This is a genomic window from Brevundimonas sp. NPDC055812 (genome assembly GCF_053616535.1).
The window spans coordinates 47,723-71,871 of sequence record NZ_JBSHDX010000008.1 but is presented as its reverse complement, the minus strand read 5'-3'; the positions used below and the strand labels follow the sequence as shown (position 1 = coordinate 71,871).

Below are 24,149 nucleotides of genomic sequence, written 5' to 3'. Positions count from 1 at the left end.
GTCTCGCTTTATGGAGTCTGCCAAGTGTCCGGTCATCTGATGGGTGTCTACAATCGCGCGCCGCTGGAAGTGGAGCGCGGCCAGGGCGTCCGCCTGTGGTCCACGGACGGCACGGAGTATCTGGACTGCGTCTCGGGCATCTCGACCAACGCCCTGGGCCACGCCCACCCCAAGCTGGTGCAGGCGGTCAAGGATCAGGCCGAGAAGCTGTGGCACGTCTCCAACATCTTCCGGATTCCGGGGCAGGACGCCCTGGCCGATGATCTGTGCGCCAAGTCCTTTGCCGACGTCGTCTTCTTCACCAACTCGGGCACCGAGGCCGTCGAATGCGCCCTGAAGACGGCGCGCAAATTCCACGTCGCCAACGGCCAGCCTGAGCGGATCGACATCTACGGCTTCGACGGCTCGTTCCACGGCCGCACCTACGGCGCCATCAACGCCGCCGCCAACCCCAGCTACACCGAGGGCTTCGGGCCCAAGATGGAGGGCTTCCATCAGCTGAAGTGGGGCGACAAGGACGCCCTGACGGCGGCGTTCGAGAATCCGACCACGGCGGCGATCATCCTGGAGCCGGTTCAGGGCGAGGGCGGCTGCCGCGCCACGCCGGACGCCGATCTGCGCTGGATGCGCGAGATGGCTGACAAGTACGGCGTCCTGATCATCTTCGACGAGGTTCAGTGCGGCATGGGCCGCACCGGCAAGCTGTGGGCCCACGAATGGGCGGGCATGACGCCGGACATCATGGCCATCGCCAAGGCCCTGGGCGGCGGCTTCCCTATCGGCGCCTGCCTGGCCACCGCCGAGGCGGCCAAGGGCATGACGGTCGGCGTGCACGGCTCGACCTTCGGCGGCAACCCGCTGGCCATGGCGGTCGGCAAGGCCGCCTTCGCCGAGGTGTCGTCCGACGCCATCCTGAACAACGTCAACGAAGTCGCCGGCTATCTGAAGCAGCAACTTCATGGCCTGCAGGAGCGCTTCCCCGACGTGATCGTCGAGGTGCGCGGCAAGGGTCTGCTGCTGGGCGTCAAACTAGTTCCGAACAACCGCGAGTTCATGGGCTGGGCCCGCGACGAGGCCAGGCTGCTGGTCGCCGGCGGCGGCGACAACCTGGTCCGCATCTTGCCGCCGCTGAACATCACGCTCGAAGAGGCCCGGGAGGCCGTCGAGAAGTTCGAGAAGGCCTGCGAGTTCGCTCGCGCCAAGGTCGCGGGCTGACGCTGTTTCTCCCTCCCCTTCATGGGGAGGGTGGCCGAGCCCGTCAGGGCGAGGCCGGGTGGGGACGCTTTCTTCTACCTCCAGACTTCCGCAGGGCCGCCCCCACCCGGTCCCTGCGGGACCACCCTCCCCATGACGGGGAGGGAGAAGGCTTGGTCATGGTTCGTCACTTCCTCGACATCCACCGCCTGGACGCCGCCGATCTGCGCGCCATCCTGGACGACGCCCACGCCCGCAAACGCGCCCGAAAAGGCTGGCCCCAGGGGCGCGCCGACGCCGACGCGCCGGGCAAGGACCGCGTCCTGGCGATGATCTTCGAGAAGAACTCGACCCGCACCCGCTTCAGCTTCGACGCGGCCATCCGTCAGTTGGGCGGCGACTCCATCATCGCCACCGCCTCGGACATGCAGCTGGGCCGGGGCGAGCCGGTCGAGGACACGGCCCGCGTCCTGTCGCGCATGGTCGACGCCGTGATGATCCGCGCCAACGACCATGAGGACGTCGAGCGCTTCGCCCGCGTCTCCACCGTGCCGGTCGTCAACGGCCTGACCGACCGCAGCCACCCGTGCCAGATCCTGGCCGATCTGATGACGATCGAGGAGCATCGCGGCCCGATCGAGGGCAAGACGATCGCCTGGATCGGCGACGGCAACAACGTCTGCCACAGCTTCATGCACGCCGCGCCCAAGTTCGGCTTCCACCTGCACGTCGCCTGCCCGGCGGAATATCATCCCGACCTGCGCGATCTGGAGAAGGGCGGCGCCCACGTCCACCTGACCAGCGACCCGCGCGAGGCGGTCAAGGGCGCCGACGTTGTCGTCACCGACACCTGGGTCTCCATGGGCGATCAGGACTATGAGGCCCGCCTGGCCGCCTTCGAGCCTTACGGCGTCGACGAGGCCCTGATGGCCGAGGCGGCCGACGACGCGGTCTTCCTGCACTGCCTGCCGGCACACCGCGGCGAAGAGGTGACCGACGCTGTCATCGACGGCCCGCAGTCGCTGATCTGGGACGAGGCCGAGAACCGCCTGCACGCCCAGAAGGCGGTCCTGGCCTGGTGCTTCGGGGCTTTCTAGGTTGCCCTAACGCGCTTCGCGCTGCTTGAGGGCGAGTGAGGCGCAGGCCTCGCCGCCTAGAAGGATCCGGCGCCCGGCAGCGGCCGCCCGCTGACTTCGGCCAGCAGGTGGATCAGCAGGAAGAAGACCAGGGCGGCCGCCAGCAGCATGATGAAGCGCCAGGGCATCATGCGCGGGCCGCGCGTGATGTCTGTCGGTCGCGACCCGCGCCATCCGGCGAAGACGACGACCGCCACGGAGGCGACCAGCAGGATCAGGGTGAGCACAGCGTCCATGAAGGCGCCAGTTGGGACATCGGCGGGCGCGTTGCAAGCGCATGGACCCCGGCTTTCGCCAGCTTGGCCGTATTTCTTGATGCGGGGTTAATCTAAACGCGGCATTAACCATGTCGGGCGCATCAGCGCCTGGTCGGCTGCCGTCGGCGCCTCGCCGTGAGGCGCCACATCTAGCGGTTAACGACACGTTTACACGCTTTATCTGGAAGGATACCGTTCGCGCCATGGGTCGGGAGGCGAATCAGTGACCGCAGCGGCGCCGTGGAGCGTGAAGGGCATCGATCCGAAGGCGCGCGAGATCGCCAAGGATCTGGCGCGACGCTCGGGCATGACCCTGGGCGAGTGGCTGAACTCCATGATCATGGATGAGCCGGACGAGGACGACGGCGTCGCCACCCTGCCGCGCCGGTCGCCCATTCCCGATCCCTATGACCGCCGCAGCCGCTCGCGCCGTCTGGACGACGTCTATGGCGAGGATGGGCGCCAGGGTCCGGGGCGCCATGAGAACCTAGGCAGAATGGGCGCCTCGCTTGAGGTGATCGCCGAGCGTCTGGAAGCGGCCGAGCGCCGCTCGACCCTGGCCATCCAGGGCATCGACCAGGCCGTGGCCGGCCTGGTGCGTCGTCTGGAGACGCAGGACGAGGCCGAGGCGGCCAAGGCCCGCCGCATCGACGACATCGCCGAGGAGCTGCGCGAGGGCCACCGCCGCCTGCGCCGTCTGGAGCAGGACGCCGGGACCGAGGCGCGTGAAGGGCTGGACAAGCTGGACGCGGCCCTGACCGCCGTCTCCACCCGCCTGTACGAGATGGACGAGCGCCAGCGCGCCGGCGTCAGCGAACTGCGCGACCGTATCGAAGCCGTTGAAAAGGCGGCTGGGCCGGGCGCCGGAACGAACCTGCTGTCGCAGGTCGGGGTGCGTCTGGACGACGCCCAGTCGCGCACCTCCGAGGCGCTGAAGGGGTTGGAGCGGTCGTTCGCGGCTCTGGATCTGCGGATGCGGGACGCCGAACGCCGCATCGAGCCGGACCATGCGCGCGAAGCCTCGCGCTTCGAGAAACTGGCCGAGAGCCTGACGCGGCAGGTGGAATCCAGCCGCACCGAGATGATCCGCCGCCTTGACGCGGTCGAGACCGAGGGACGCGTCGACCGCATCGAGCGCGCCCTGGCCGCCATCGGCGATCAGGCCCGGGCCGCCGAGCAGCGCTCGGCCTCCGCCGTCGAAGGCATGGGCCGCGAGATCATGCGCATCGCCCGCAACCTCAACGGTCGGCTGGAGACGGTCGAAGCCGGCGGCGCCGGTCCGTCCGACGCCCGCGTCGCCGCGCTGGAGCAGAAGCTGGAGCGCGATCTGGCGCGTCACGCCGAAGCCGTGGATCAGCGTCTGACCCAGGCCGACGACCAGCACGCCCTGGCGCTGGAGCGGCTGGGCGGCGAGATCGCCCGCATCTCGGACCGCCTGAGCGAACGCATCGCCCAGTCCGAGCGTCGCTCGGCCCAGGCCCTGGACGACATCGGCCGCCGCCTGTCGGAAAGCACCGACAAGATGCACCAGCGCCACGAGCGCGCCTCGGGCGATCTGGCCGAACGGATGCGCCAGAGCGAGGAGCGCACGGCGCGCCTGCTGGCCGACGCGCGCGACAGCATGGAGCAGCGCGCCGATCGCGACGTCCGTCGCGCCCCGCCGCTGGAAAGCCCTGACCCCGCGCCCTGGACTCCGGCGGAAACCGCCGGGGGCGACTGGCGGGCGACGGCCTTCGCCGATCCGATCGACGACTGGAGCGCCGAGCCCCTGACGGGCGCCGACGCTGCGCCGGGACAGCCGTTCGACTCGGGCGCCGGGAGCGTCTTCGGCGATCCGCTGGACGCCGAACTGCTGGACGCCGGGCCGACGACGGCGCCCTTCGGCCGGATCGCGGACGACGCCTGGCCGCACGCCGCTCCGGCGCCTGCGTCCTCGGCCGATGACGATCTGTTCGGCGGCGCCGACGTCAGCGACATCCTGAACGCCGCAGCCGATCTGGACGCCGAGCGGCCGCTCGAACTGGACCGCGTCGGCGACGACGACGGCTTCTCGGCCGATCTGGACTTCATCTCCCCGCACGCCTCGGCGCAGGAGCCGACCGCGAGCTCGACGCGCGACGTGCTGGAGGCCGCCCGCGCGGCCATGACGCCGGAAGAGGATACGGCCCCGCGTCAGGCCTTCGGCCTGGCCAAGCGCGGCGGCAAGTCCAAGCTTCAGGAGCGGCTGGACAAGCAGGCCGGCCGTCAGAGCTCGACCATGCGCACCGCCCTGGGGGCCATGGCGGTGGCGGCTCTGGGCGTGGTCGGCGGCTACGCCACCTTGCAGGTCGTGGGCGGTTCGGGTCTGAGCCTGCCGGGCGGCTTCGCCCTGGCGCCGACCCCGACGACCGGCGCGGCGCCGGCCGAGACGGCGACGCCGATCGCCGCCCTGGCGCTGGACGCCTCCCCGACCGACGCCGTGCCGTCGCCCGACGCGGCGGCGACCGAGGGCGCAGGCCTGTTCGCCCGCGCCGTGCAGATGCTGGATAACGGCGACGACGGCGGCCTGGAGCCCCTGACCCGCGCCGCCAACCTGGGCTACGCCCCGGCGCAGCTGCGGCTGGCCAGCCTGTATCAGGACGGCGCCGCAGGCCTGACGGCGGATGAGGCCGAGGCTCGCGCCTGGGCCCGTCGGGCGGCCGAGGCGGGCGACGCCAAGGCCATGCATTTCTACGCCATGCAGCTGTATGACGGCGTCGGCGGCGCGCGGAACCGCGCCGAGGCCCTGGCCTGGCTGACCAAGGCCGCCGGCGCCGGCCGCGTCGACAGCCAGTACAACGTCGCCCAGCTGCTGGAGAAGGGCGACGAGGGCGTGGCCCCCAATCGGGTCGAGGCGTTCAAGTGGTACATGATCGCGGCGCGCCGCGGCGATCAGCAGGCTCTGGCCTCGGTTCAGCGCATGACGTCGGGCCTGTCGGTCGTCGACCGCCGCAAGGCGCGCGAGGCGGCCGACGCCTTCACCGTCGAGCCCGTCGCCTGATCGGCGACGCCAGCGTGCAACCGGGGGTGGCGGTTCGCCGCAGGGGCGGCTAAGACCGAAGGCCTAGTCGCCTTTCCGGCGCTGATTGCCTGTCCTTCCAGCCGAAGGCGCGTGCCGTGGATATTTACCTGCCGATCGCCGAAGTCTCGGTGAACTGGCCGCTCCTAGTCATGCTGGGGGCGCTGGTCGGATTCGTGTCGGGTCTGTTCGGCATCGGCGGCGGCTTCCTGATGGCGCCGGTCCTGGTCTTCCTGGGCATCCCTCCGACGGTGGCGGTGGCCAGCCAGGCCAGCCACGTCGTCGCCTCCTCGACCTCGGGCGTCATCCGCTATTCCGGCATGAAGGCGGTGGACTACCGCATCGGCGGCATCATGGCGGTTGGCGGCGCCCTGGGCGCGCTCGTGGGCGTCGAGCTGTTCCGCTACCTGCGCCTGCTGGGTCAGGCCGATCTGGTGGTGGCCCTGTCCTATCTGCTGTTCCTCGGCTCGATCGGCTGCATGATGCTGTACGAGAGCCTGACGCAGATCCTGCATCGCGTCCGGGGCGAGACCCCGCCGCGCAAGGAGCGCCGTCGCCCCATGTGGCTGTACGGCTTGCCGTTCAGGATGCGCTTCCCGCGCTCGGGCCTCTACATCAGCGCCATTCCGCCGTTCGGCCTGGGCGTATTCGCAGGCATCCTGTCGGCCATCATGGGGGTGGGCGGCGGCTTCATCCTGGTGCCGGCCATGCTCTATGTGCTGCGGATGAAGGCCAGCGTGGTGGTCGGCACCAGCCTGTTCCAGATCATCATCACCACCGCCATCACCACGGTGCTGCAGGCCGGGCGCAACCAGACGGTGGACATCGTCCTGTCGACCATCCTGCTGCTGGGCGGAGTGGTGGGGGCGCAGTACGGCGCGCGCCTGTCGGGCCGCTTCCGCGCCGAAGAGATGCGCGCGGCCCTGGGCCTGATCGTCCTTCTGGTCGGCATCCAGATGGGGCTCGAACTGTTCGTGCGGCCCAGCGACCTGTTCCTGCTGGCGCCGGGGGTGGCGGACTGATGTTCCAGGTCCTGCCGCCAGAACCGCCGCCCCAGGCTGCGGCGCCCGAGATCATCATCGAGCGCTCGGCCGCCACGAACGAGGAGGTGCGGGTCGCCGCCGCCTTGACCGACGCGCGGGTCGATGTGGATTCCGGCTTCCGGGGGGCGTCCATCGTCCTCTACGGCGCCGTGTTCAACCCGACCGACACGCCCGCCGATGTGGTGGTGGTGGTGCGCGGTCCCGACGCCCCGGTGCGCCTGGTCAAGAAGACGCGCAACATGGGGGTCTGGCTGAACAGCCGCCCGGTGCTGTTCGAGGGCGCGCCGGGCTTCTACATGACCGCCTCGACGCGGCCGCTCAGCGACATCGCCGACTTCGGCCAACTGCGTCGCCTGGGCGTGGGCGTCGACCACCTGCGTATCGATGCGCCGGAAGAGGCGCGCACCGTCACCCGCTATGGCGTGCGCGACGTGGTCGTCAGCCGTCTGGGCGAGGACTATCTGGACTGGCGCCGCGCCGTCATCCGGCTGAAGGAGGCGGCGGCCCTCTACGACACCGATCCCAAGGGGGTGGAGTTCGTCGACCGGGGCCTGTTCCGCGCCGAGGTCAAACTGCCCGCCGTGGCGCCGACGGGGAAGTATTACGCCGAGGTCTGGCTTTTCCAGGAGGGGGCGCCGGTGTCGGTGTCTAACCTCACCCTGACCGTCGAGAAGGTGGGACTGGAGCGCGACATCTATGAGTTCGCCCACAATCGCCCGTGGAGCTACGGCGTGCTCTGCGTGATCCTGGCGGCGATGACCGGCTATGCGGCGTCGCGGGTGTTCCGGAGCAGATAATACCCATCCGTTCATCCCGGCGGACGCCGGGATCCAGTGAGAGCCAAGCGCTCTGCCTTTGAAGAAAGGCAGATTTCCACCTGCGAGGATGCGGCCAAAGAACTGGGTCCCGGCGTCCGCCGGGATGAGCGGAGGTTGGGGCTGCGCTCAAGCAGCGAGCAATTGCGTTGCGAGCGATAGCGCCCAAAAAACATGCTCAAGCAGCGAGCGACCGCGTCGCGAGCGATAGCGCAAAAAGAAAGGGCGGCCCGCGAAGGCCGCCCTTTCCGTTTCAGTCTGAAGCCGAGCCTCAGGCCGCCTTCTTCTCCGGCGCGAAGCGGCCGTAGAAGGTCTCGTCCTTGGCGGCCATGTCGCGCAGAAGCTGCGGAACCTTGAAGCGGTCGCCGTATTTGGCGGCCAGGTCGTCGGCCTTGGCGACGAAGGCCTTCAGGCCGGTCTGGTCCATGAAGGTGATGGGGCCGCCGGTCCAGGGCGCGAAGCCCCAGCCCAGGATGGCGCCCAGGTCGCCCTCGCGCGGGTCGTCGATGACGCCCTCTTCCCAGCAACGGGCCACTTCCACCGCCTGGCGATACAGCAGGCGGGTCTTCAGTTCGTCGACAGCGGCCAGGGCCTCGGGGCTTTCGCCGAAGGCCTCGCCCTTGGTGGTCGGGGCCAGGTCGTAGAGGCCCGGCCAGATGACCTTGGGCTTCTGGTCATAGTCGTAGAAGCCCTTGCCGTTCTTGCGGCCATAGCGGCCCTGCTCGACCATGGTGGCGACGATCTGCTCGCCCTCGTTGGGGACGTATTCAGCGCCCAGATCCTCGCGGGTCTGTTTGGCGATCTTGTACGACAGGTCAAGCGCCACGTCGTCGTGCATCTCCAGCGGGCCGCGCGGCATGCCGGTCATGCGGCCGACGTTGTCGATCAGCACGGGCGAATAGCCCTCTTCCAGCATGGCCATGCCTTCCATCAGGAAGGTGGAGAAGCAGCGCGAGGTGTAGAAGCCGCGGCTGTCGTTGACGACGATCGGCGTCTTCTTGATCTTCAGGACATAGTCCAGCGCCTTGGCCAGAGCCGCGTCGCCGGTTTTTTCGCCCATGATGATCTCGACCAGCATCATCTTGTCGACGGGCGAGAAGAAGTGGATGCCGATGAAGTCTTCCGGCCGCACGCTGGCCTCGGCCAGGCCGGTGATCGGCAGGGTCGAGGTGTTGGAGCCGAACACGGCGCCCTCGGCCAGTTGGGCTTCGGCGCGCTTGGTGACGTCGGCCTTGATCTCGCGGTTTTCGAACACGGCCTCGATGACCAGGTCCGAGCCCTTGATCAGGTCATAGTCCGTCGTCGCCGTGACCAGGGCCAGAGTGGCGTCGAACTTCTCCTGCGTCATCTGACCGCGCGACAGGCGCTTCTTCAGCAGTTCCTCGACGTGGGCCTTGCCCTTGTCGGCGGCTTCCTGCGTCTGGTCGATCAGCACGGTCTCGATGCCGGCCATGACCTGAACATAGGCGATGCCCGCGCCCATCATGCCGGCGCCCAGGACGCTGACTTTCTTGGGATCGGACTTGGGCACGCCCGCCGGGCGCACGGCGCCCTTGTCCAGCTCTTGCTTGGACAGGAACAGGCTGCGGATCATCGCCTGGGCCTGGGGCGTCATCAGGGTCTTGATGAAGTAGCGCGTCTCGATGCGCAGGCCCGCCTCGATCGGCACCTGCACGCCTTCATAGACGGCCTTCATCATGTTCAGCACGGCCGGATAGTTGCCGTAGGACTGCTTGCGCAGGATGGCGTTGCCCATGATGAAGACCTGGGCGCCCGCCGGGTGGTAGGGGCCGCCGCCGGGGATCTTGAACTTGGGATCGTCCCAGGGCTGGACGGCCTTGCCGCCCCCCTTGATCCAGGTCTTGGCGGCCTCGACCGACTGGCCCTTTTCGACGACTTCGTGGACGACGCCGGCGCCCTTGGCGTCGTTGGGGCGCCAGGACTTGCCTTCGGCCATCTGCATCAGGGCGTTCTGCACCCCGATCAGGCGCGTCAGGCGCTGGGTGCCGCCGCCGCCGGGGAAGAGGCCGACCTTGATCTCGGGCAGGCCTAGCTGGATCTTCGGGTCGTTCTCGACCACGCGATAGTGGCAGGCCAGGGTGAACTCCAGCCCGCCGCCAAGCGCCAGGCCGTTGATGGCCGCCGCCACCGGCTTGCCCGAGGTTTCAAGCGCGCGGAAGGCGCCGTTCAGCGCCCAGCCGGTGTCGAACGCCTTCTGCAGGTCGCCCCCGCCGGCCAGCATCCCGGCGGCCATGTCGCCCAGGTCCGCCCCGGCGCAGAAGCCGGTCGTCTTGCCCGAGGTGATGACCACGCCCTTGATGGCGTCGTCGGTTTTGATCTTCTCCACCAGGGCCGGGATCTCGGCGATCACGGCCGAGGTCAGGGTGTTCATCGAACGGCCCGGCACGTCGAAGGTCACGAGCGCGACGCCGTCGGCGTCGATGTCGATCTTGAAGTTTTCCATCGTCATATGCTCCCGGATCAGACGCGTTCGATGACGGTGGCGGTGCCCATGCCGCCGCCGATGCACAGGGTGGCCAGGGCCGTCGACTTGTTCGAGCGTTCCAGCTCGTCCAGCACCGTGCCCAGGATCATGGCGCCGGTGGCGCCCAGCGGGTGCCCCATGGCGATGGCGCCGCCGCAGACGTTGATCTTGTCGTGCGGGATGTCGAGCGCCTGCATGTAGCGCAGCACCACGGCCGCGAAGGCCTCGTTCAGTTCATACAGGTCGATGTCGCCGGGCTGCATGCCCAGCTTGCCCAGCAGCTTGCGGGTCACGGGCTCGGGGCCGGTCAGCATGATCGACGGCTCGGAGCCGATCGAGGCGCCGCCCAGAATCTTGGCGCGCGGCTTCAGGCCCAGGGCCTCGCCCATCTCCTTGGAGCCGACCAGCACGCCCGCCGCGCCGTCGACGATGCCGGACGAGTTGCCGGGGGTGTGGACGTGGTTGACGCTGGCGACCTCGGGGTAGCGCTGGCCGATCACGGCGTCGAAGCCCATGCCGCCCATCATGACGAAGGAGGGATTCAGCCCGCCCAGGATCTGCATGTCCGTGTTCGGACGAATGGTCTCGTCGTGGTCCAGCTGGGTCAGGCCGAGCTGGTTCTTGACCGCGATCACCGACTTGTCGAAACGGCGCTCGGCCCAGGAGCGGGCGGCGCGCTTGTGGCTTTCGACCGAATAGGCGTCCACGTCGTCGCGGCTGAAGCCGTATTTGGTGGCGATCATGTCGGCCGAGACGCCTTGCGGCACGAAATAGGTCGGGAAGGCCGAGGACGGGTCGGTCGGCCAGGCGCCGCCGTCCGAGCCCATCGGCACGCGGCTCATGGCTTCCACGCCGCCGCCGACGGCCATGCCCGCCTCGCCTGACTTCACCTTGGCGGCCGCCACGTTCACGGCCTCCAGACCCGAGGCGCAGAAGCGGTTGATCTGGAAGCCCGCCGTCGCCTGGTCCCAGCCCGCCGCCAGGACGGCGGTGCGGGCGATGTCGGCGCCCTGTTCGCCAACCGGCGAGACGCAGCCCAGGATCACATCGTCGACCTTGGCGGTGTCCAGGCCGTTCCGATCGCGCAGCGCCTCCAGCACCTGGCTGGCCAAGCTCAGCGCCGTGATCTCGTGCAGGCTGCCGTCCTTCTTGCCCTTGCCGCGCGGGGTGCGCACGGCGTCGTAGATGTAGGCGTCGGCCATGAGGCGTCTCTCTCTCTCGTTGTGTTCCTATCGTTCGCTGCGCGGCAGCGAACTGCATGAGGAACGGGTTCTTGGTGTCCCTGTCGCTCGGCGCGCGGCGCCTCGCTGCATGAGGAACGGTTGGCGTCTTGAGGGCGGCGCGATGGGGAGCGGGTCTGATCATCGCGTCTGGAATTGAAACTCAGGCCGTTAGAAAGCCGACGTTTACGTCAACGTCAAGTAACAAGGCGCGTGAGGTCGCCGGATGTGAAAAGGGCGGGCCGTTGTGCGCGGCCCGCCCCGTCTCTTCTCAGTCTCAGCGGCGCGCCAGCCGCACCAGCTTGCCGTTCTCCTCGTCCGTCACGACCCAGACGGCGCCGTCAGGCCCGACCGCCACGTCGCGGATGCGTTCGCCCAGCCCAGTCAGCAGGCGCTCCTCGCCGACCACGCGGCCGTCCTGCAGCACCAGACGAACCAGGTGCTTGCCGCCCAGGCCGCCGATCAGGGCGTTCCCCTTCCAACCGGGGAACATGGCGCCCTCATAGAAGACCATGCCGCCCGGCGCGATCACCGGGTCCCAGTAGTAGACGGGCTGGACCGTCCCTTCGCGGGTCGTCGTCGCGTCGGGAATGGCGTCGCCGCTGTATTCGATGCCGTAGGCCGCGCCGGGCCAGCCGAAATTGGCGCCGGCCTTCTCCAGGTTCAGCTCGTCGCCGCCGCGCGTGCCGTGTTCGATGCTCCAGACCGCGCCGGTTTCCGGCTGGACGGCGATGCCCTGCGGGTTGCGATGGCCGTAGGACCAGATTTCGGGCAGGGCGCCTTCGCGGCCGACGAAGGGGTTGTCGGACGGGACCGAGCCGTCGGCGTTGATGCGGATGACCTTGCCGTGGTGCGAGGCCAGGCTCTGGGCGGTCGGTCGCATCGGCTTGTCCGAGCGCTCGCCGATGGTGACGTACAGCTTGCCGTCCGGGCCGAAGACCAGGGAGGAGCCGAAATGCTTGTCCCCGTCATAGGTGTCCTTGACCTGGAAGACGACCTGCACGTTCTCGACTCGGCTCAGGTCGTCCGACAGGCGGCCGCGCGCCACAGCCGTGCCGTTGCCGCCGTTCCGTGGCTGGGCGTACGACCAGTAGATCGTCCGGTCCTCGGCGAAGGTCGGGCTCAGGATCACGTCCAGCAGACCGCCCTGGCCGCGCGCCGCTACGGCGGGCAGGCCGCTGATCGGGGCGCCGATCTGGCCCTGCGCGCTCACGACGCGCATGCGGCCGGGACGTTCCGTCACCAGCCATTGGCCGTCCGGCAGCAGGGCCAGGCCCCAGGGATGCTCCAGCCCTTCCGCCACGACGGCGTGCTGCATGGCCACGGCGGTGCTGACCGAGGGCGCGCGGGTCTGGCCTTCGACGGCCGGCTTCTGGTCGGGATTGTTCGGCGGACGGGTTTCGACCGGGGCGCCCGTGGCGGCGGGCGCTTGTCCCTCGTCCTGTCCATTGGCTCCGCAGGCGGCGAGAACCAGGGCGGCGGCGGAAACGGCGAAGAGGGCGGGACGCATGGCGGCTCCTGAACAGCGTGGCGTGGAAGGGGCAGGATGCAGCCACATCGCGCTTTACGCGAGCCGAAAGGCGCCGCGACCGATGGTCCCGCACGAAATCCCTGTCGAAGCGGCTTGAACCGGACGAAAGGCGGCGATATACGCACCCCTCTCGCGCCCAAGGGTCCTTCAAGGGCTCGCGCGAAACTCCCGTGTGGGGTTGGGTAGCTCAGATGGTTAGAGCGGTGGATTCATAACCCACAGGTCGGCGGTTCGATCCCGCCTCCAACCACCACGGATTTTCTCGGAGATCTTCAGAAGACCGCCCGCGCCTCATCCCTGAGGGATGCGCGAGGCGCCGCCGGTGATCTTGCAGACGTAGTCGGTCTGCGGACGGCCGGTCTGGAGGCCGGTGGGCGAGAGGATGCCGCCGCGGTCGCGGCACTCGGCTTCCAACTGGTCCATTTCCTGCTGATAGGTCGGCAGGGGGCGGCCCGAGGCGCAGGCGACGAGCGCCAGCGGGGCGGCGATGACGGCGGCGAGGAACAGGGGGGCGCGCATGATGGTCTCCTTCAGCCGGTGAAACGAGCCGTGAGACGGAATGATCCCTCTGAACCCGCCTCGGAGCAAGGCCAGGCTACAGGCGACCGGATCAGCCGGCCAGCACGGCCAGGTGCTCCAGCAGGATCTTCAGGCCCAGGGCGATCAGGGCGACGCCGCCGATCAGTTCGACGATCTTGCCCAGGCGTACGCCCACGGCCTTGCCCACCAGCAGGCCCAGCGTCGCCAGGGCGAAGGTGGTGAAGCCGATGCAGGCGGCGATCAACCAGATGTTGGCCTCCAGCAGGGCCAGGCCGACCCCGACCGCGCCCGCGTCGATCGACGTTCCCACGGCGGTGGCGACCAGGGCCACAAGGCCGCGCGACGCCGGCTTGGCGTCCTCCTCCGCCTCATCCCGCTGCAGCGCTTCCCAGATCATCTTCAGGCCTACGGCGCCCAGCAGGCCGAAGGCGATCCAGTGGTCTATGGCCTGAACGAAGTCGGCGGCGGCCACGCCCAGGGCGAAGCCGATCAGGGGGGTGATCGCCTCGATCACGCCGAACACCAGGCCTGAACGCAGGGCCTGGGGCACGGTGGGGCGATGCTGCGCTCCGCGCCCGACGGCGGCGGCGAAGGCGTCGGCGGACATGCTGACGGACAGGATGGCGATGGCGACGGGGGACATCATGGGAAAACGCACTCAGCCGGACGCATGACAGCACGCTCCATCCACGGGCCGGCCCCGTCGATGCAGCATGCTGGTCTCGCTAGGCGGAGCTGATCCGCTGGCCGCGCCATGCCCGCAGGCAAGTGTGTTGACGCGACCCCGGCTGGGATATGCCGGAAGCTACTCCCCAACGGCCGCCCCTCTAACGCCTCGTTCCGAGTCTATCAACCCGCACATGGCCAAAGGCGACAAGACGCCCCATCTGTGCTAGACGCCGCCGCTTCACCCTTCGCCGCAGGACATCCGCCCTTGAGCATTTCGCTCGATCTCACGCGCGCCAGCGCCCCCGTTCAGGGCATGGCGAAGACGCCCGTCAACCTCAGCGGTCTGACGCGCGACGAGCTGCGCCAGGCCCTGATCGACGCCGGAATCTGCCCGCCGGAGAAGGCCCGGATGCGCGCCTCTCAGGTGTGGCGCTGGATTCACCATTACGGCGTGACCGACTTCGCCCTGATGAGCGACGTGGCCAAGGACACGCGCGCCAAGCTGGCCGAGGCCTTCACCCTGGCCCGCCCCGAGATCGTCGAGCGCCAGGTGTCCAAGGACGGCACCCGCAAATGGCTGATCCGCACGGCGCCGGGCATCGAGATCGAGACCGTCTACATCCCCGACGTGGGCCGGGCCGGCGCCCTGTGCGTCTCGTCCCAGGTCGGCTGCACCCTGAACTGCACCTTCTGCCACACCGGTACGCAGAAGCTGGTCCGCAACCTGACCACGGCCGAGATCGTGGCCCAGGTCCAGGTGGCCCGCGATGATCTGGACGAGTGGCCCTCGCCCAAGGAAGACCGCCGCCTGTCCAACATCGTCTTCATGGGCATGGGCGAGCCGCTCTACAATCTGGACCACGTCGCCAACGCCATCGACATCATCTCCGACAATGAGGGCATCGCCCTGTCGCGGCGCCGGATCACCGTGTCGACCTCGGGCGTGGTGCCGCAGCTGAACGCCCTGGGCGAGCGCACGGCGGCCATGCTGGCCATCAGCCTGCACGCCACCAACGATCCCCTGCGCGACCGACTGGTGCCGCTGAATAAGAAGTATCCGCTGGACCAGCTGATGGCGGCCATCCGCGCCTATCCCGGCCTATCCAACGCGCGCCGGGTGACGTTCGAATACGTCATGCTGAAGGGCGTCAACGACAGCCCGGCCGAGGCGCGCGCCCTGATCAAGCTGATCGAGGGCATTCCGTCCAAGGTCAACCTGATCCCGTTCAACCCCTGGCCCGGCACGGATTATCAGTGCTCGGACTGGAAGACGATCGAGACCTTCGCCGCCATCCTGAACAAGGCCGGCTACGCCTCGCCCATCCGCACCCCGCGCGGCCGCGACATCCTGGCCGCCTGCGGGCAGTTGAAGTCCGAGAGCGAAAAGCTGCGGGCCTCGGCGCGCCTGAAGGCCGAGCGCGAAGAAGCCGACGCGGCTTAAAGCGGCTTTCGCATCATTTCGCGATAGGTCAGGCCTCCGATCGCTCCGGCGAGCGGTAATGCGACTGCGAACATCATGCCCGTCAGCCCGAGTGCATGGCTCAGAAGACTCGCGCCGCCCAGTGTGGCCAGCAATCCTCCGGCTAAGGCTGCCGGCCAGGCGCGGTCGAGCTTCAGACGAGTCAGCGCCCATGCCGAAGGCGCGCCCAGCACAGCCGCTCCCACAAGGAAGCAAGGCAGGGCCAGCATCAGGGAGATGGGGACGATAAAGGCGGCAAATGCGGCTGATCCTTCGCCTGTGATGAAGGTGTTGATGATCGCCAGCGCCAACCACAGCAGGGCGACGGTCAGGGCGCCGAAGATAGATGTGGCCAGAACAGCGAATACCCATCGCGTGAAAACGGCGGCCGTCATGAGGGGACCTCTTCCAGATGCTCGATGCGGGCAGCCATCGTTTCCGGCGTTCGCACGTTCCAGGCCAGGCTCAGCTGCTCCAGAAGCTGGATGAAGCGGAAGCCCCAGTCGCTTTGGCCGGGGTAGAGGCCGATGCGGGCCGAGCCGGGGAAGGCGTGGTGATTGTTATGCCAGGCCTCGCCCATGGTCGGGATGGCGGCCCAGGGCACATCGTAAGCCTGAACGCCTGCTTCATGCACCAGCCAGGTCTGCGGGCCGCGTCGATGGGCCAGGTGGCCGACGAACCAGTGGCCGATTACGCTGACCGACACTCGCGCGCATACGCCCCAGACCACGAAGCCCCAGCCGCCGATCAGCCACAGCACGGCCGCGACCGGCGCCTGTTGCAGCATCCAGGTGCGTTCCAGAAAACGATAGAAGGGATCGCGCCCTATGCGGCCAAGATCGAAGGCGGGCGGTCGATCCAATTCCAGGCGGCAATGCATCTGCCAGACGGCGTCGACCGCCATCGGGCGGCGGTGGGCCAGGTAGTCGTGGCACGCCGCCTGACGCTGGGCCCAGTCGCGGAGGTCGTGGGTGCGGATCATCCAGAACGGTCCGCTCATGCCCACCAGGGTCCCGAACCACACCAGGGTCCGCTCCAGCCACTGCGGACAGTCGAAGCTGCCGTGGATCAGGCGGCGATGGAACCCCACGGAGTGTCCCAACAGCAAGGTGCTCCCCGTCGCGAGGACGAAAATCGCCAGGGCGCCGAGGCTGAAGGTCGCCGCGCCGAAGACCAACGTCATCGCCAGCATGGCCCCGTTCCATAGCGAATGGAGGGGATCCCATCGCACCCGACCCGCGAGGGCGTCACAACCGGGCGTTTCGATCAGGCTGTTCACGGCGCAAGGATCATGGTCGGTCATGAGAATGGCGTCCATAAAATGTTTAAGTAATAACTTAATCATTAAATTGATGGAGCTGGCAAGCTCTTAGCAAATCGCTTAAATACCTTCTCATGCAGCGCGTGTTCGAAGCCCTCTCCAGCCCGGTCCGGCGCAAGATTCTGGCCTATCTGACCCATGCCGAAATGACGGCGGGTGAGATCGCGGCCAAGTTTGAGATCTCCAAGCCTGCGGTCTCCCAGCATCTGTCGGTGCTGGAGACGGCTGGCCTGGTGCAGAGCGAGAAGCGCGGTCAGTTCGTGCACTACAGCCTGGTGCGCGATCACCTGGCCAACACCCTGAACAGCTATGTGCAGGAGGTTTGCCCCGTCTCCAGGCCGCTGAAGCAGGACAGCGCGGAGGTCGCCCGTGCGCGCCGTGACGCGGAAACATAGGGCTGCCGATCATCCGGATGGACGCTTTGTCCGCCGACTGTGGCGCGGGCGCCCTAGCGGAAGCGCCGAGCTTTCGGGCAAGGGTGTTTTGGTTTCGTTCCCCTTCAGGCTGGGAGGCTAGGGTTCGTCGTCATGGAGACCTCGTCGTTGCCGGGCGTTCTGTCGACTCCTGAACTCCAGGCGTTCGCGACGGGCTTTCCGATCCTGATGCTGCACCTGGCGGTGACGTTCGGCCTGCTGGCGGCGGGGGCGGCGGTCTACGCCCTGCTGACGCCGTGGCGCGAGATCGCCCTGATCCGCCAGGGGAATCCGGCCGCCGCCGTGGCCTTCGCCGGGGTGCTGGTCGGCCTGGCCATTCCGCTGGCGGTGTCCCTGTCGGTGTCGACCTCGATCCGCGACATCGCCATCTGGGGCGTGGCGACGGTGGTGCTGCAACTGCTGGCCTTCCGCGTCGTCGACTTCCTGCTGCACGGCCTGCCGCAACGCATAGAGAAGGGCGAGACCTCCGCCGCCGTGGTCCTGGCCGGGGCCAAGCTGTCGACCGCCCTGATCCTGGCGGCCGCCCTGACGGGTTGAGGGGGCGGCCTTGCGCTTTCCCCACCTTCCCGACTGGACCATCTACGCCGCCGTCATCGGCGTGATCCTGATCGCGTCCCTGAACCGGGGCGAGCGCGCCGATGCGCCGCACGACTTGCCTGAAGATGAAACGGCGGGGCCTCTGCTGGGGCCGATCACGCCCTTCGATCCGTCCGTCACGGTCGACACCTCGGACGAGCATGAGCCGGTGTCGGGCACGGCCTTCTCCATCGCCGGGGACGGCCGCTGGATCACCGCACGCCATGTGGTCGAGGGCTGCCGCAAGCCCGCCCTGGTGATCGACAAGACCCGCGCCCTGGCCGCCGACGTGCGCCTGGCCGCGCGGGCCGACGTGGCCCTGCTGCTGACCGACGGCGGGCCGCCCGCCCTGCCGATCGCGCCCCAGGCGCCGCTCTACAAGGGCCAGCGCGCCTTCCATCCCGGCTTCCCTCAGGGCCAGCCGGGCGAGGTGGCCTCGCGCCTGATCGGCCGCGAGACGCTGAAGATTCGCGGCCACCGCTCCTATGACGAGCCGGTGCTGGCTTGGGCCGAGGCTGGGCGCACGCGGGGGCTGAAGGGCACGCTGTCGGGCCTGTCGGGCGCGCCTGTGCTGGACCGTCGCGGGCGGGTGCTGGGCGTGACCATCGCCGAGTCGCCCCGGCGCGGCCGCATCTACACCACGGCGCCCGACACCTTCGTCCCCACGGTGGGCGCCCAGCAGCGCGCCGACGAAGCGGCGCTCGGCCAGGCCGTGACGACCCAGAACTACGGCGCCGTCTCCGACCGCCTGCGGCAGGACCTGCGCGTCGCCCAGGTGGTCTGCCTGACGACGTGATCCAGGCGATTAGACCGGCGTAGCCTGAACGAGAAACGCCTCCCCATGCGATGGGGAGGCGTTCTGGTTTTTACTTCAGCGAGGCGCTGTCCAGGTTCAGGTCGGTCAGCGGGATGACCTCGACGTCGGGGTATTTCGCCCGTAGGCCGTCGATGAACTTCGAGGCGTCGCCGACCACGACCAGGCTGGCCCGGTCGGTCGGCAGATGCTCGGCGAAGGCCGCCTCGACCTGATGCGGCGTGACTGCGCGCACGCGTCCGGCGTAGTCGGCCAGGTCGCTCATCGGCAGGTCGTAGAGGGCCAGGTTGGCGACCAGGCCGCCCAGGCCGTCCACGGTCTCCAGCGAGCGGCCGAAGGCGCCGATCAGGGTGGCGCGGCGCGGAGCCAGTTCGGCCTCGGTCGCCGGGGCGTCGCCCAGCTTGCCGATCTCGGCCAGCATCAGCTCGACCACCTCGGTCGCCGACTCGTTCTTGGTCTGGGTCGAGGCGGTGAAGACGCCCGTGTCCGCCCGCGCGCCCAGCGACGAGCCGGCGCCGTAGGACAGGCCCTTCTCGATGCGGATCTTCTGGTTCAGCCGCGAGGAGTAGCCGCCGCCCAGCAGGGTGTTGCCGACCGTCAGCGGGAAGAAGTCGGCGTCGGTGCGGCTGACGCCGCGGATGGCGGCGACGACCGCCGCCTGTCCGGCGCCCGGCTGGTCGATGACGACGACGCGGGGCGCCAGGGCCTGGCCCGCCTTGTCTATAGCGGCCGGGGCGGGACGGGCGTCGCGCCAGTCGCCGAAGGCTTCATCCGCCAGGGCGCGGGCCTCGGCCGGGGTCACGTCGCCCGAGAAGACCAGGGTCGCCTGCGACGGGCGGAAGCGGTCGGAGTGGAACACCGCCACGTCGTCGCGCGTCAGGGCGGGGATGCTGTTCACCGTGCCTGAGCCCGGCGCGCCGTAGGGGGCGTCGCCGTAGATCACGCGGCCCACTGACTGGGAGGCGATGGAGCCCGGCTGGCTCAGCGCCACGCGCAGACCGTCCAGGGTCTGGGACTGCTGACGCTCCAGCTCCTCGGCGGCGAAGGCCGGGTTGCGCACCAGATCGGCCATCAGGGTCAGGGTCTGGCCGAACACGTCCTTGGGCGCATTGGCGTAGACGTTGGTGAAGTCGGCGCCCGCGCCGGCGCCGATGCTGGCGCCCAGCTGTTCGATGGCGGTGGCGATTTCCGGGGCCGCCTTGGTCGTCGTGCCCTGGGTCAGCAAGGCGGCGGTCATGGAGGCGACGCCCGGCTTGCCCGCCGGGTCATGGGCCGATCCGGCGTTGAAGTTCAGCCGCGCCGAGACGAGGGGCAGGCCCTGCGTCGGGGCGACCAGGACGCGCAGGCCGTTGTCCAGACGGAAGTCGGCGATGGCGGGGGTGGCGGGCGACACTTCCGGCCCCGGCTGGGGCAGGCGGGCGCGCTCAGCTTCCGGCAGCAGGACGGCGACCGGACCGGCCGGGGCCAGGGACGCGACCGTGACGGGGGCGTCGACGTTCTTCTTCTGCTCGCTGGGCGCGTTGGCGTCGTCGGCGGGCAGGTAGTTGATGGTGATCTGGCGCTCCGGCGTCAGATAGCGGCGGGCCACGCGCTGCACGTCGGCGGCGGTGACGGCCTGGATCTCGGCGATCTCGCGGTCAGCGGCGGTCGCGTCGCCGGTCATGATCAGGGCCATGCCCAGGGTGGTGGCGCGGTCGTCGATGCTTTCACGCCCACGCAGGGCGTCGGCGACCAACTCGTTCTTGGCCTCGGCCAGTTCGGCGGCGGTGACGGGTTCGTCGCGCAGGCGCGCGATCTCGGCCTCCAGCGCGGCCTTGCCGGTCTCGACCGTTTCGCCACCCGCCATGATGGCGTAGGCGGCCAGATTGCCCGCCTGCTGGGCGAAGTCGGGGTTGGAGCCCGCCGAGGCGGCGATCTGCTTGTCATAGACCAGCGAGCGGTACAGGCGGCTGCTTTCCCCGGTCGACAGGATGCCGTCCAGCACCGTCAGGGCCGCGCGGTCGGCGTCCTTGTAGGCCACGGTGTTCCAGGCCAGGGCCACGGCGGGCAGGGGCACGTTCGGCGCATAGTAGGTGGCGGTGCGCGGGCCGGTCGGCTCGGGCTCCTTCACGTCGTTGGCGGGCAGGGGCGTCGACGGGCGCTTCAGCGGGGCGAAGTATTCGTCAACCCAGCCGTCCAGCTGCGCCTGATCGAAATTGCCCGCCACGATCAGCATGGCGTTGTCCGGCCGGTAGTAGGTGGCGTGGAAACGCAGCACGTCGTCCAGGGTCGCGGCGTCCAGCTCCTCGATCGAGCCGATGCCCGGGCGGCGATAGGGGTGGTCCTGATAGATGGTCTCGGGCGCGAACAGGCCGAACAGACGGCCGTAGGGGCTGGCCAGAATCCGCTGGCGGTATTCTTCCTTCACCACGTCGCGTTCGGAGGCGAAATTGGCCTCATCGACGACCAGCGAGCCCATGCGGTCCGCCTCGGCGAACAGGATGCGCTGCAGGTGGTTGGCCGGTACGACCTCGTAATAGGCGGTCACGTCGTCGGCGGTGAAGGCGTTGTTGAAGCCGCCGACGTCCTCGGTCAGACGATCGAACGTCTCGGACGGCATGTTCTTCGTCGCCTTGAACAGCAGGTGCTCGAACAGGTGGGCGAAGCCCGAGCGGCCCGCCGGATCGTCCTTCGACCCCACGCGATACCAGACCTGGACCGTGACGTTCGAGGTCGAGGCGTCGCGCGCCGTATAGACCTCCATGCCGTTGGCCAGCACCCGCTTGGTGAAGCCCAGCGGCGGCACTTCGACCCCGCCCTGGGCGGCAGACGCGGCGGCGGGCGGCGCCTTGGCCCAGGCCGGGGCGGCGGCGGGCAGGCCGAGCAGCAGCGCCGAGGCGCAGGCGGTCAGGATCAGGCGATTCTTCATGAGGGGCGGCTTTCCAACGCCCGCAGTCGAAGAAACGGGCGTCGAAAGCCTAGCAGGGCGAAGAGCCGCCGCGCACCTTACGGAGATGTAATGAAGCCGGGCTCTTATTCCCCGCTCATCCCCGGGGATGAACGGAATTCGGAGGTTCCCGCCCGAACACCTCGACGCCGACGCTGCCGTCGGTCGCCAACCAGGCGCGCTTCATGCCCTGGCTGTTGTAGGGCTGGGCGATGTTGCCGTGACGGTCCAGGGCGATCAGGCCGCCGTCCCCGCCCAGGGCGCCGATGCGGTCGATGACGGCTCGCGACGCCTCGTTCACAGACTGACCGGCGGCGACGCCGAAGGCGGTGCGCGCGGCGGCGGCGACGCGGATGAAGTACTCGCCCTGGCCGGTGCAGGAGACGGCGGCGTGCTCGTCGGCCCAGGTTCCGGCGGCGGGGATGGGGGTGTCGCCGACGCGGCCCGGCATCTTGCCGAACACGCCCGCCGTCGAGGTGGCGGCCGCCAGACGGCCCTGGCTGTCCAGCACGCAGCAGCCGACGGTGCCGTGGCTCAGGCCGCTGGGCGGATGGTTGTCCTCGCCCTGACCGGCGCGGGTGTACCAGGCCTCGGGATCTTCGACGCGCGCCAGACCCTGTTCGGCGGCGAAGCGGGCAGCGCCGTTTCCGGCCAGCATGACGTGGGGGGTGCGGTCCATCACCGCGCGGGCGGCGACGACCGGGTTGCGGAAGCCCTGCAGGGCCGCGACGGCCCCGGCCTTGCCGGTGACGCTGTCCATGATGCTGGCGTCCAGCTCATAATCGCCCGCCAGATTGGGCGAGGCGCCGCGCCCGGCGACATAGAGGCCGGAATCCTCCAGCATGACGACCGCCTCGACGGCTGCGTCCAGGGCCGAGGCCCCGGCGTCCAGCCGCGCCTTCATCGCCTCCACCACCTCGCGCATGTGCACGACCTCGGCGTCGTAGTTGCGCTCGCGCCGGGCGCCGGCGCCGCCGTGAAGGATGAGGGCGGGTTTCGCCATGATCGTCTCCTCAGAACCCATTCGGCCTCTTTGCATCGGGCCGCAGGCTGATTAGCGTCGCCGGCGTGTCGGCGCCATGGCCGATGGGGGATAGCTGAAAAGAGTTCCTATGCGCGCAGTCCTGTCCAAGGCCCCCGGCGGCCCGGAATCGCTCGTCGTCGAGGAGGTCATGGACCCCACGCCCGGTCCGGGCGAGGTGGTGATCGAGGTCAAGGCCGTGGGCGTCAACTATCCCGACGCCCTGATCATCGCCGACAAATACCAGTTCAAGCCCGAGCGTCCCTTCGCGCCGGGGGCCGAGGTCGCGGGCGTGGTCGACGCCGTCGGCGAGGGGGTGAAGGGCGTATTCCGGGGAGACCGGGTCGTCGCCGTGCCCGGCTGGGGCGGCATGGTCGAGCGGTTGAAGGTCAAGGCCGACAGCCTGATCCCCATTCCCGACGGCATGGACTATGAGACCGCCGCCGCCTTCATCATGACCTACGGCACCAGCTACTACGCTCTGAAGGACCGGGCGCAGCTGCAGCCGGGCGAGACCCTGCTGGTGCTGGGCGCGGCGGGCGGCGTCGGCGCCGCCGCCGTCGAACTGGGCAAGGCGATGGGCGCGCGCGTGGTCGCCGCCGCCTCGACCAACGACAAGGTTGAGTTCGCTCTGGAGCTGGGCGCAGACAACGGCCTGATCTACCCCTCTGGTCCGATGGACAAGGCGGCTCAGAAGGAACTGTCGGGCGAGTTCAAGCTGTCGACCGGCCGCGACGGGGCGGACGTTGTCTTCGACGGCGTCGGCGGCGACTACGCCGAGCCGGCCCTGCGGGCCATGGACTGGAACGGCCGCTATCTGGTGGTCGGCTTCCCGGCGGGGATTCCGTCGCTGCCGCTGAACCTGACCCTGCTGAAGTCGGTGTCGGTGGTCGGCGTCTTCTGGGGCGCGGCCGTCGCCCGCGATCCCAAGGCTCACGCCGCCAACATGGCCGAGCTGATGCAGCTCTACGTCGAGGGCAAGATCAAGCCGCGCGTCAGCCGCACCTTCCCTCTGGAGCGCGCCCACGAGGCCATCCAGGCCCTCAGCGACCGCACGGCCGTCGGCAAGATCGTGGTGAAGGTCGAGGACTGATCGTGGCCACCTTCTCCCCTTGTGGGAGAAGGTGGCAGGCGAAGCCTGACGGATGAGGGGTTGCGGGACCTCGGCCTCGCAGCCTTCATCCGATTTCGGAGAGACCCCTCATCCGTGCGCCTTCGGCGCCCACCTTCTCCCGCAAGGGGAGAAGAGCTTACGCCTCCTCTTCCTCACGCAGCCGCCTCAGCGCCTGCGCCGCCTGATCGTGGTGGCGGGGCTTGAGGTGGGCGCCCAGGGTCGCCAGCACCGCCGCGATCACCGCTGCGTCGTCGGTGAAGCCGATGCCGACGAAGACGTCGGGAATGGCGTCGACCGGCATGACGAAATAGGCCAGGGCCCCCAGGATCAGCCCCTTGGCCGCCAGCGGGGTCTTGGGGTCCTGGGCGGCGTACCAGGCGGCGACCGCCTGCTGGGCGAAGGGGATGCGGGCGGCGGTGCGCCGCATCTTGGGCCAGAAGCCCTTGCGCACGCGCATCTCGTTCACCTTCTGCACGGCGGGAACCAGGGCCTTTTCAGGATTGATGGCGTCATCGGGCGACACCCCGTTGGTCTTTGCGGTCATGGCCGCTAAATCC

General features: G+C 69.0%; 21 protein-coding genes, 1 tRNA gene and 1 riboswitch. Of the genes, 11 read left to right on the top strand and 11 right to left on the bottom strand.

Annotated elements, in window-relative coordinates:
• Positions 1-39 precede the first annotated feature (39 nt).
• Positions 40-1,215, top strand: a complete 1,176-nt coding sequence (locus ACWGL1_RS13790) for an acetylornithine transaminase (protein ID WP_452112367.1) — start codon at positions 40-42, stop codon at positions 1,213-1,215.
• Positions 1,216-1,373: 158 nt separating this feature from the next.
• Positions 1,374-2,291 (top strand): ornithine carbamoyltransferase, encoded by a 918-nt coding sequence (gene argF / locus ACWGL1_RS13785; protein WP_312220195.1) that lies wholly within the window; start codon positions 1,374-1,376, stop codon positions 2,289-2,291.
• A 56-nt stretch (positions 2,292-2,347) separates the two neighbouring features.
• On the opposite strand, the gene ACWGL1_RS13780 is transcribed toward argF, so the two are convergent.
• Positions 2,348-2,566: a hypothetical protein gene (locus ACWGL1_RS13780; protein ID WP_338577257.1), complete on the bottom strand. Its 219-nt coding sequence runs from the start codon at positions 2,564-2,566 to the stop codon at positions 2,348-2,350.
• Between the two features lie 244 nt (positions 2,567-2,810).
• Here ACWGL1_RS13780 and ACWGL1_RS13775 point away from each other — a divergent pair, with 244 nt between their 5' ends.
• From ACWGL1_RS13775 to ACWGL1_RS13765, 3 genes are all read left to right on the top strand, one after another.
• Entirely contained in the window at positions 2,811-5,606 is a 2,796-nt protein-coding gene (locus tag ACWGL1_RS13775; protein WP_452112302.1) for an SEL1-like repeat protein, read from the top strand.
• A 116-nt stretch (positions 5,607-5,722) separates the two neighbouring features.
• Complete coding sequence (locus tag ACWGL1_RS13770; RefSeq protein WP_312218899.1) at positions 5,723-6,646, top strand: sulfite exporter TauE/SafE family protein; 924 nt, start codon at positions 5,723-5,725, stop codon at positions 6,644-6,646.
• Positions 6,646-7,464: a TIGR02186 family protein gene (locus tag ACWGL1_RS13765; RefSeq protein ID WP_291781110.1), complete on the top strand. Its 819-nt coding sequence runs from the start codon at positions 6,646-6,648 to the stop codon at positions 7,462-7,464. The genes ACWGL1_RS13770 and ACWGL1_RS13765 overlap by 1 nt, the downstream gene beginning before the upstream one ends.
• Before the next feature lie 289 nt (positions 7,465-7,753).
• Here the strand turns inward: ACWGL1_RS13765 and ACWGL1_RS13760 are convergent, their stop codons facing one another.
• The 3 genes from ACWGL1_RS13760 to ACWGL1_RS13750 all read right to left on the bottom strand — a co-directional run bounded on the left by ACWGL1_RS13760 (position 7,754) and on the right by ACWGL1_RS13750 (position 12,697).
• Positions 7,754-9,946 carry a 3-hydroxyacyl-CoA dehydrogenase NAD-binding domain-containing protein gene (locus ACWGL1_RS13760; RefSeq protein WP_452112366.1) on the bottom strand — a complete coding sequence of 731 codons (2,193 nt, stop codon included), beginning with the start codon at positions 9,944-9,946 and terminating at the stop codon, positions 7,754-7,756.
• Between the two features lie 17 nt (positions 9,947-9,963).
• A complete protein-coding gene (locus tag ACWGL1_RS13755) occupies positions 9,964-11,169 on the bottom strand; it encodes an acetyl-CoA C-acetyltransferase (RefSeq protein WP_338577254.1) in 1,206 nt (401 codons plus the stop codon).
• Positions 11,170-11,464: 295 nt separating this feature from the next.
• Positions 11,465-12,697 (bottom strand): PQQ-dependent sugar dehydrogenase, encoded by a 1,233-nt coding sequence (locus ACWGL1_RS13750; protein ID WP_338577253.1) that lies wholly within the window; start codon positions 12,695-12,697, stop codon positions 11,465-11,467.
• A 197-nt stretch (positions 12,698-12,894) separates the two neighbouring features.
• Between ACWGL1_RS13750 and ACWGL1_RS13745 the strand changes: the two genes are divergently transcribed.
• Positions 12,895-12,971: transfer RNA gene (locus ACWGL1_RS13745), tRNA-Met, on the top strand.
• Between the two features lie 38 nt (positions 12,972-13,009).
• Here ACWGL1_RS13745 and ACWGL1_RS13740 read toward each other — a convergent pair.
• Positions 13,010-13,237 carry a hypothetical protein gene (locus ACWGL1_RS13740; RefSeq protein WP_338577194.1) on the bottom strand — a complete coding sequence of 76 codons (228 nt, stop codon included), beginning with the start codon at positions 13,235-13,237 and terminating at the stop codon, positions 13,010-13,012.
• 91 nt (positions 13,238-13,328) lie between these two features.
• Positions 13,329-13,904 (bottom strand): manganese efflux pump MntP, encoded by a 576-nt coding sequence (locus ACWGL1_RS13735; RefSeq protein WP_452112301.1) that lies wholly within the window; start codon positions 13,902-13,904, stop codon positions 13,329-13,331.
• 5 nt (positions 13,905-13,909) lie between these two features.
• Positions 13,910-14,074: riboswitch (yybP-ykoY riboswitch) on the bottom strand.
• 118 nt (positions 14,075-14,192) lie between these two features.
• Between ACWGL1_RS13735 and rlmN the strand changes: the two genes are divergently transcribed.
• Complete coding sequence (gene rlmN, locus ACWGL1_RS13730) at positions 14,193-15,368, top strand: 23S rRNA (adenine(2503)-C(2))-methyltransferase RlmN (RefSeq protein ID WP_291781124.1); 1,176 nt, start codon at positions 14,193-14,195, stop codon at positions 15,366-15,368.
• On the opposite strand, the gene ACWGL1_RS13725 is transcribed toward rlmN, so the two are convergent.
• Together ACWGL1_RS13725 and ACWGL1_RS13720 are read right to left on the bottom strand one after the other, a co-directional pair.
• On the bottom strand, positions 15,365-15,781 hold the full coding sequence (locus ACWGL1_RS13725; RefSeq protein ID WP_452112300.1) for a hypothetical protein: 417 nt from the start codon (positions 15,779-15,781) through the stop codon (positions 15,365-15,367). The two genes, rlmN and ACWGL1_RS13725, sit on opposite strands and share 4 nt — an antisense overlap.
• The gene (locus ACWGL1_RS13720; RefSeq protein WP_291781131.1) at positions 15,778-16,689 is read right to left on the bottom strand and encodes an acyl-CoA desaturase; all 912 of its coding nucleotides are present in this window, start codon (positions 16,687-16,689) and stop codon (positions 15,778-15,780) included. Before ACWGL1_RS13720 ends, ACWGL1_RS13725 begins: the two co-directional genes overlap by 4 nt.
• A gap of 92 nt (positions 16,690-16,781) precedes the next feature.
• Between ACWGL1_RS13720 and ACWGL1_RS13715 the strand changes: the two genes are divergently transcribed.
• The 3 genes from ACWGL1_RS13715 (at position 16,782) to ACWGL1_RS13705 (ending at position 18,513) form a co-directional block, all read left to right on the top strand.
• Complete coding sequence (locus tag ACWGL1_RS13715) at positions 16,782-17,102, top strand: metalloregulator ArsR/SmtB family transcription factor (protein ID WP_291781135.1); 321 nt, start codon at positions 16,782-16,784, stop codon at positions 17,100-17,102.
• A 132-nt stretch (positions 17,103-17,234) separates the two neighbouring features.
• Positions 17,235-17,678 (top strand): DUF350 domain-containing protein, encoded by a 444-nt coding sequence (locus ACWGL1_RS13710; RefSeq protein WP_286951707.1) that lies wholly within the window; start codon positions 17,235-17,237, stop codon positions 17,676-17,678.
• A gap of 10 nt (positions 17,679-17,688) precedes the next feature.
• Positions 17,689-18,513 carry a S1 family peptidase gene (locus ACWGL1_RS13705; protein WP_291781144.1) on the top strand — a complete coding sequence of 275 codons (825 nt, stop codon included), beginning with the start codon at positions 17,689-17,691 and terminating at the stop codon, positions 18,511-18,513.
• A gap of 70 nt (positions 18,514-18,583) precedes the next feature.
• Here ACWGL1_RS13705 and ACWGL1_RS13700 read toward each other — a convergent pair whose 3' ends face one another.
• A complete protein-coding gene (locus tag ACWGL1_RS13700; protein WP_452112299.1) occupies positions 18,584-21,439 on the bottom strand; it encodes a M16 family metallopeptidase in 2,856 nt (951 codons plus the stop codon).
• A 115-nt stretch (positions 21,440-21,554) separates the two neighbouring features.
• The gene (locus ACWGL1_RS13695) at positions 21,555-22,460 is read right to left on the bottom strand and encodes an isoaspartyl peptidase/L-asparaginase family protein (protein ID WP_452112298.1); all 906 of its coding nucleotides are present in this window, start codon (positions 22,458-22,460) and stop codon (positions 21,555-21,557) included.
• A 109-nt stretch (positions 22,461-22,569) separates the two neighbouring features.
• Here ACWGL1_RS13695 and ACWGL1_RS13690 point away from each other — a divergent pair, with 109 nt between their 5' ends.
• The gene (locus ACWGL1_RS13690; RefSeq protein ID WP_452112297.1) at positions 22,570-23,571 is read left to right on the top strand and encodes an NADPH:quinone oxidoreductase family protein; all 1,002 of its coding nucleotides are present in this window, start codon (positions 22,570-22,572) and stop codon (positions 23,569-23,571) included.
• 157 nt (positions 23,572-23,728) lie between these two features.
• Here the strand turns inward: ACWGL1_RS13690 and ACWGL1_RS13685 are convergent, their stop codons facing one another.
• Positions 23,729-24,136: a YkvA family protein gene (locus ACWGL1_RS13685; RefSeq protein ID WP_452112296.1), complete on the bottom strand. Its 408-nt coding sequence runs from the start codon at positions 24,134-24,136 to the stop codon at positions 23,729-23,731.
• Between the last annotated feature and the right edge of the window lie 13 nt (positions 24,137-24,149).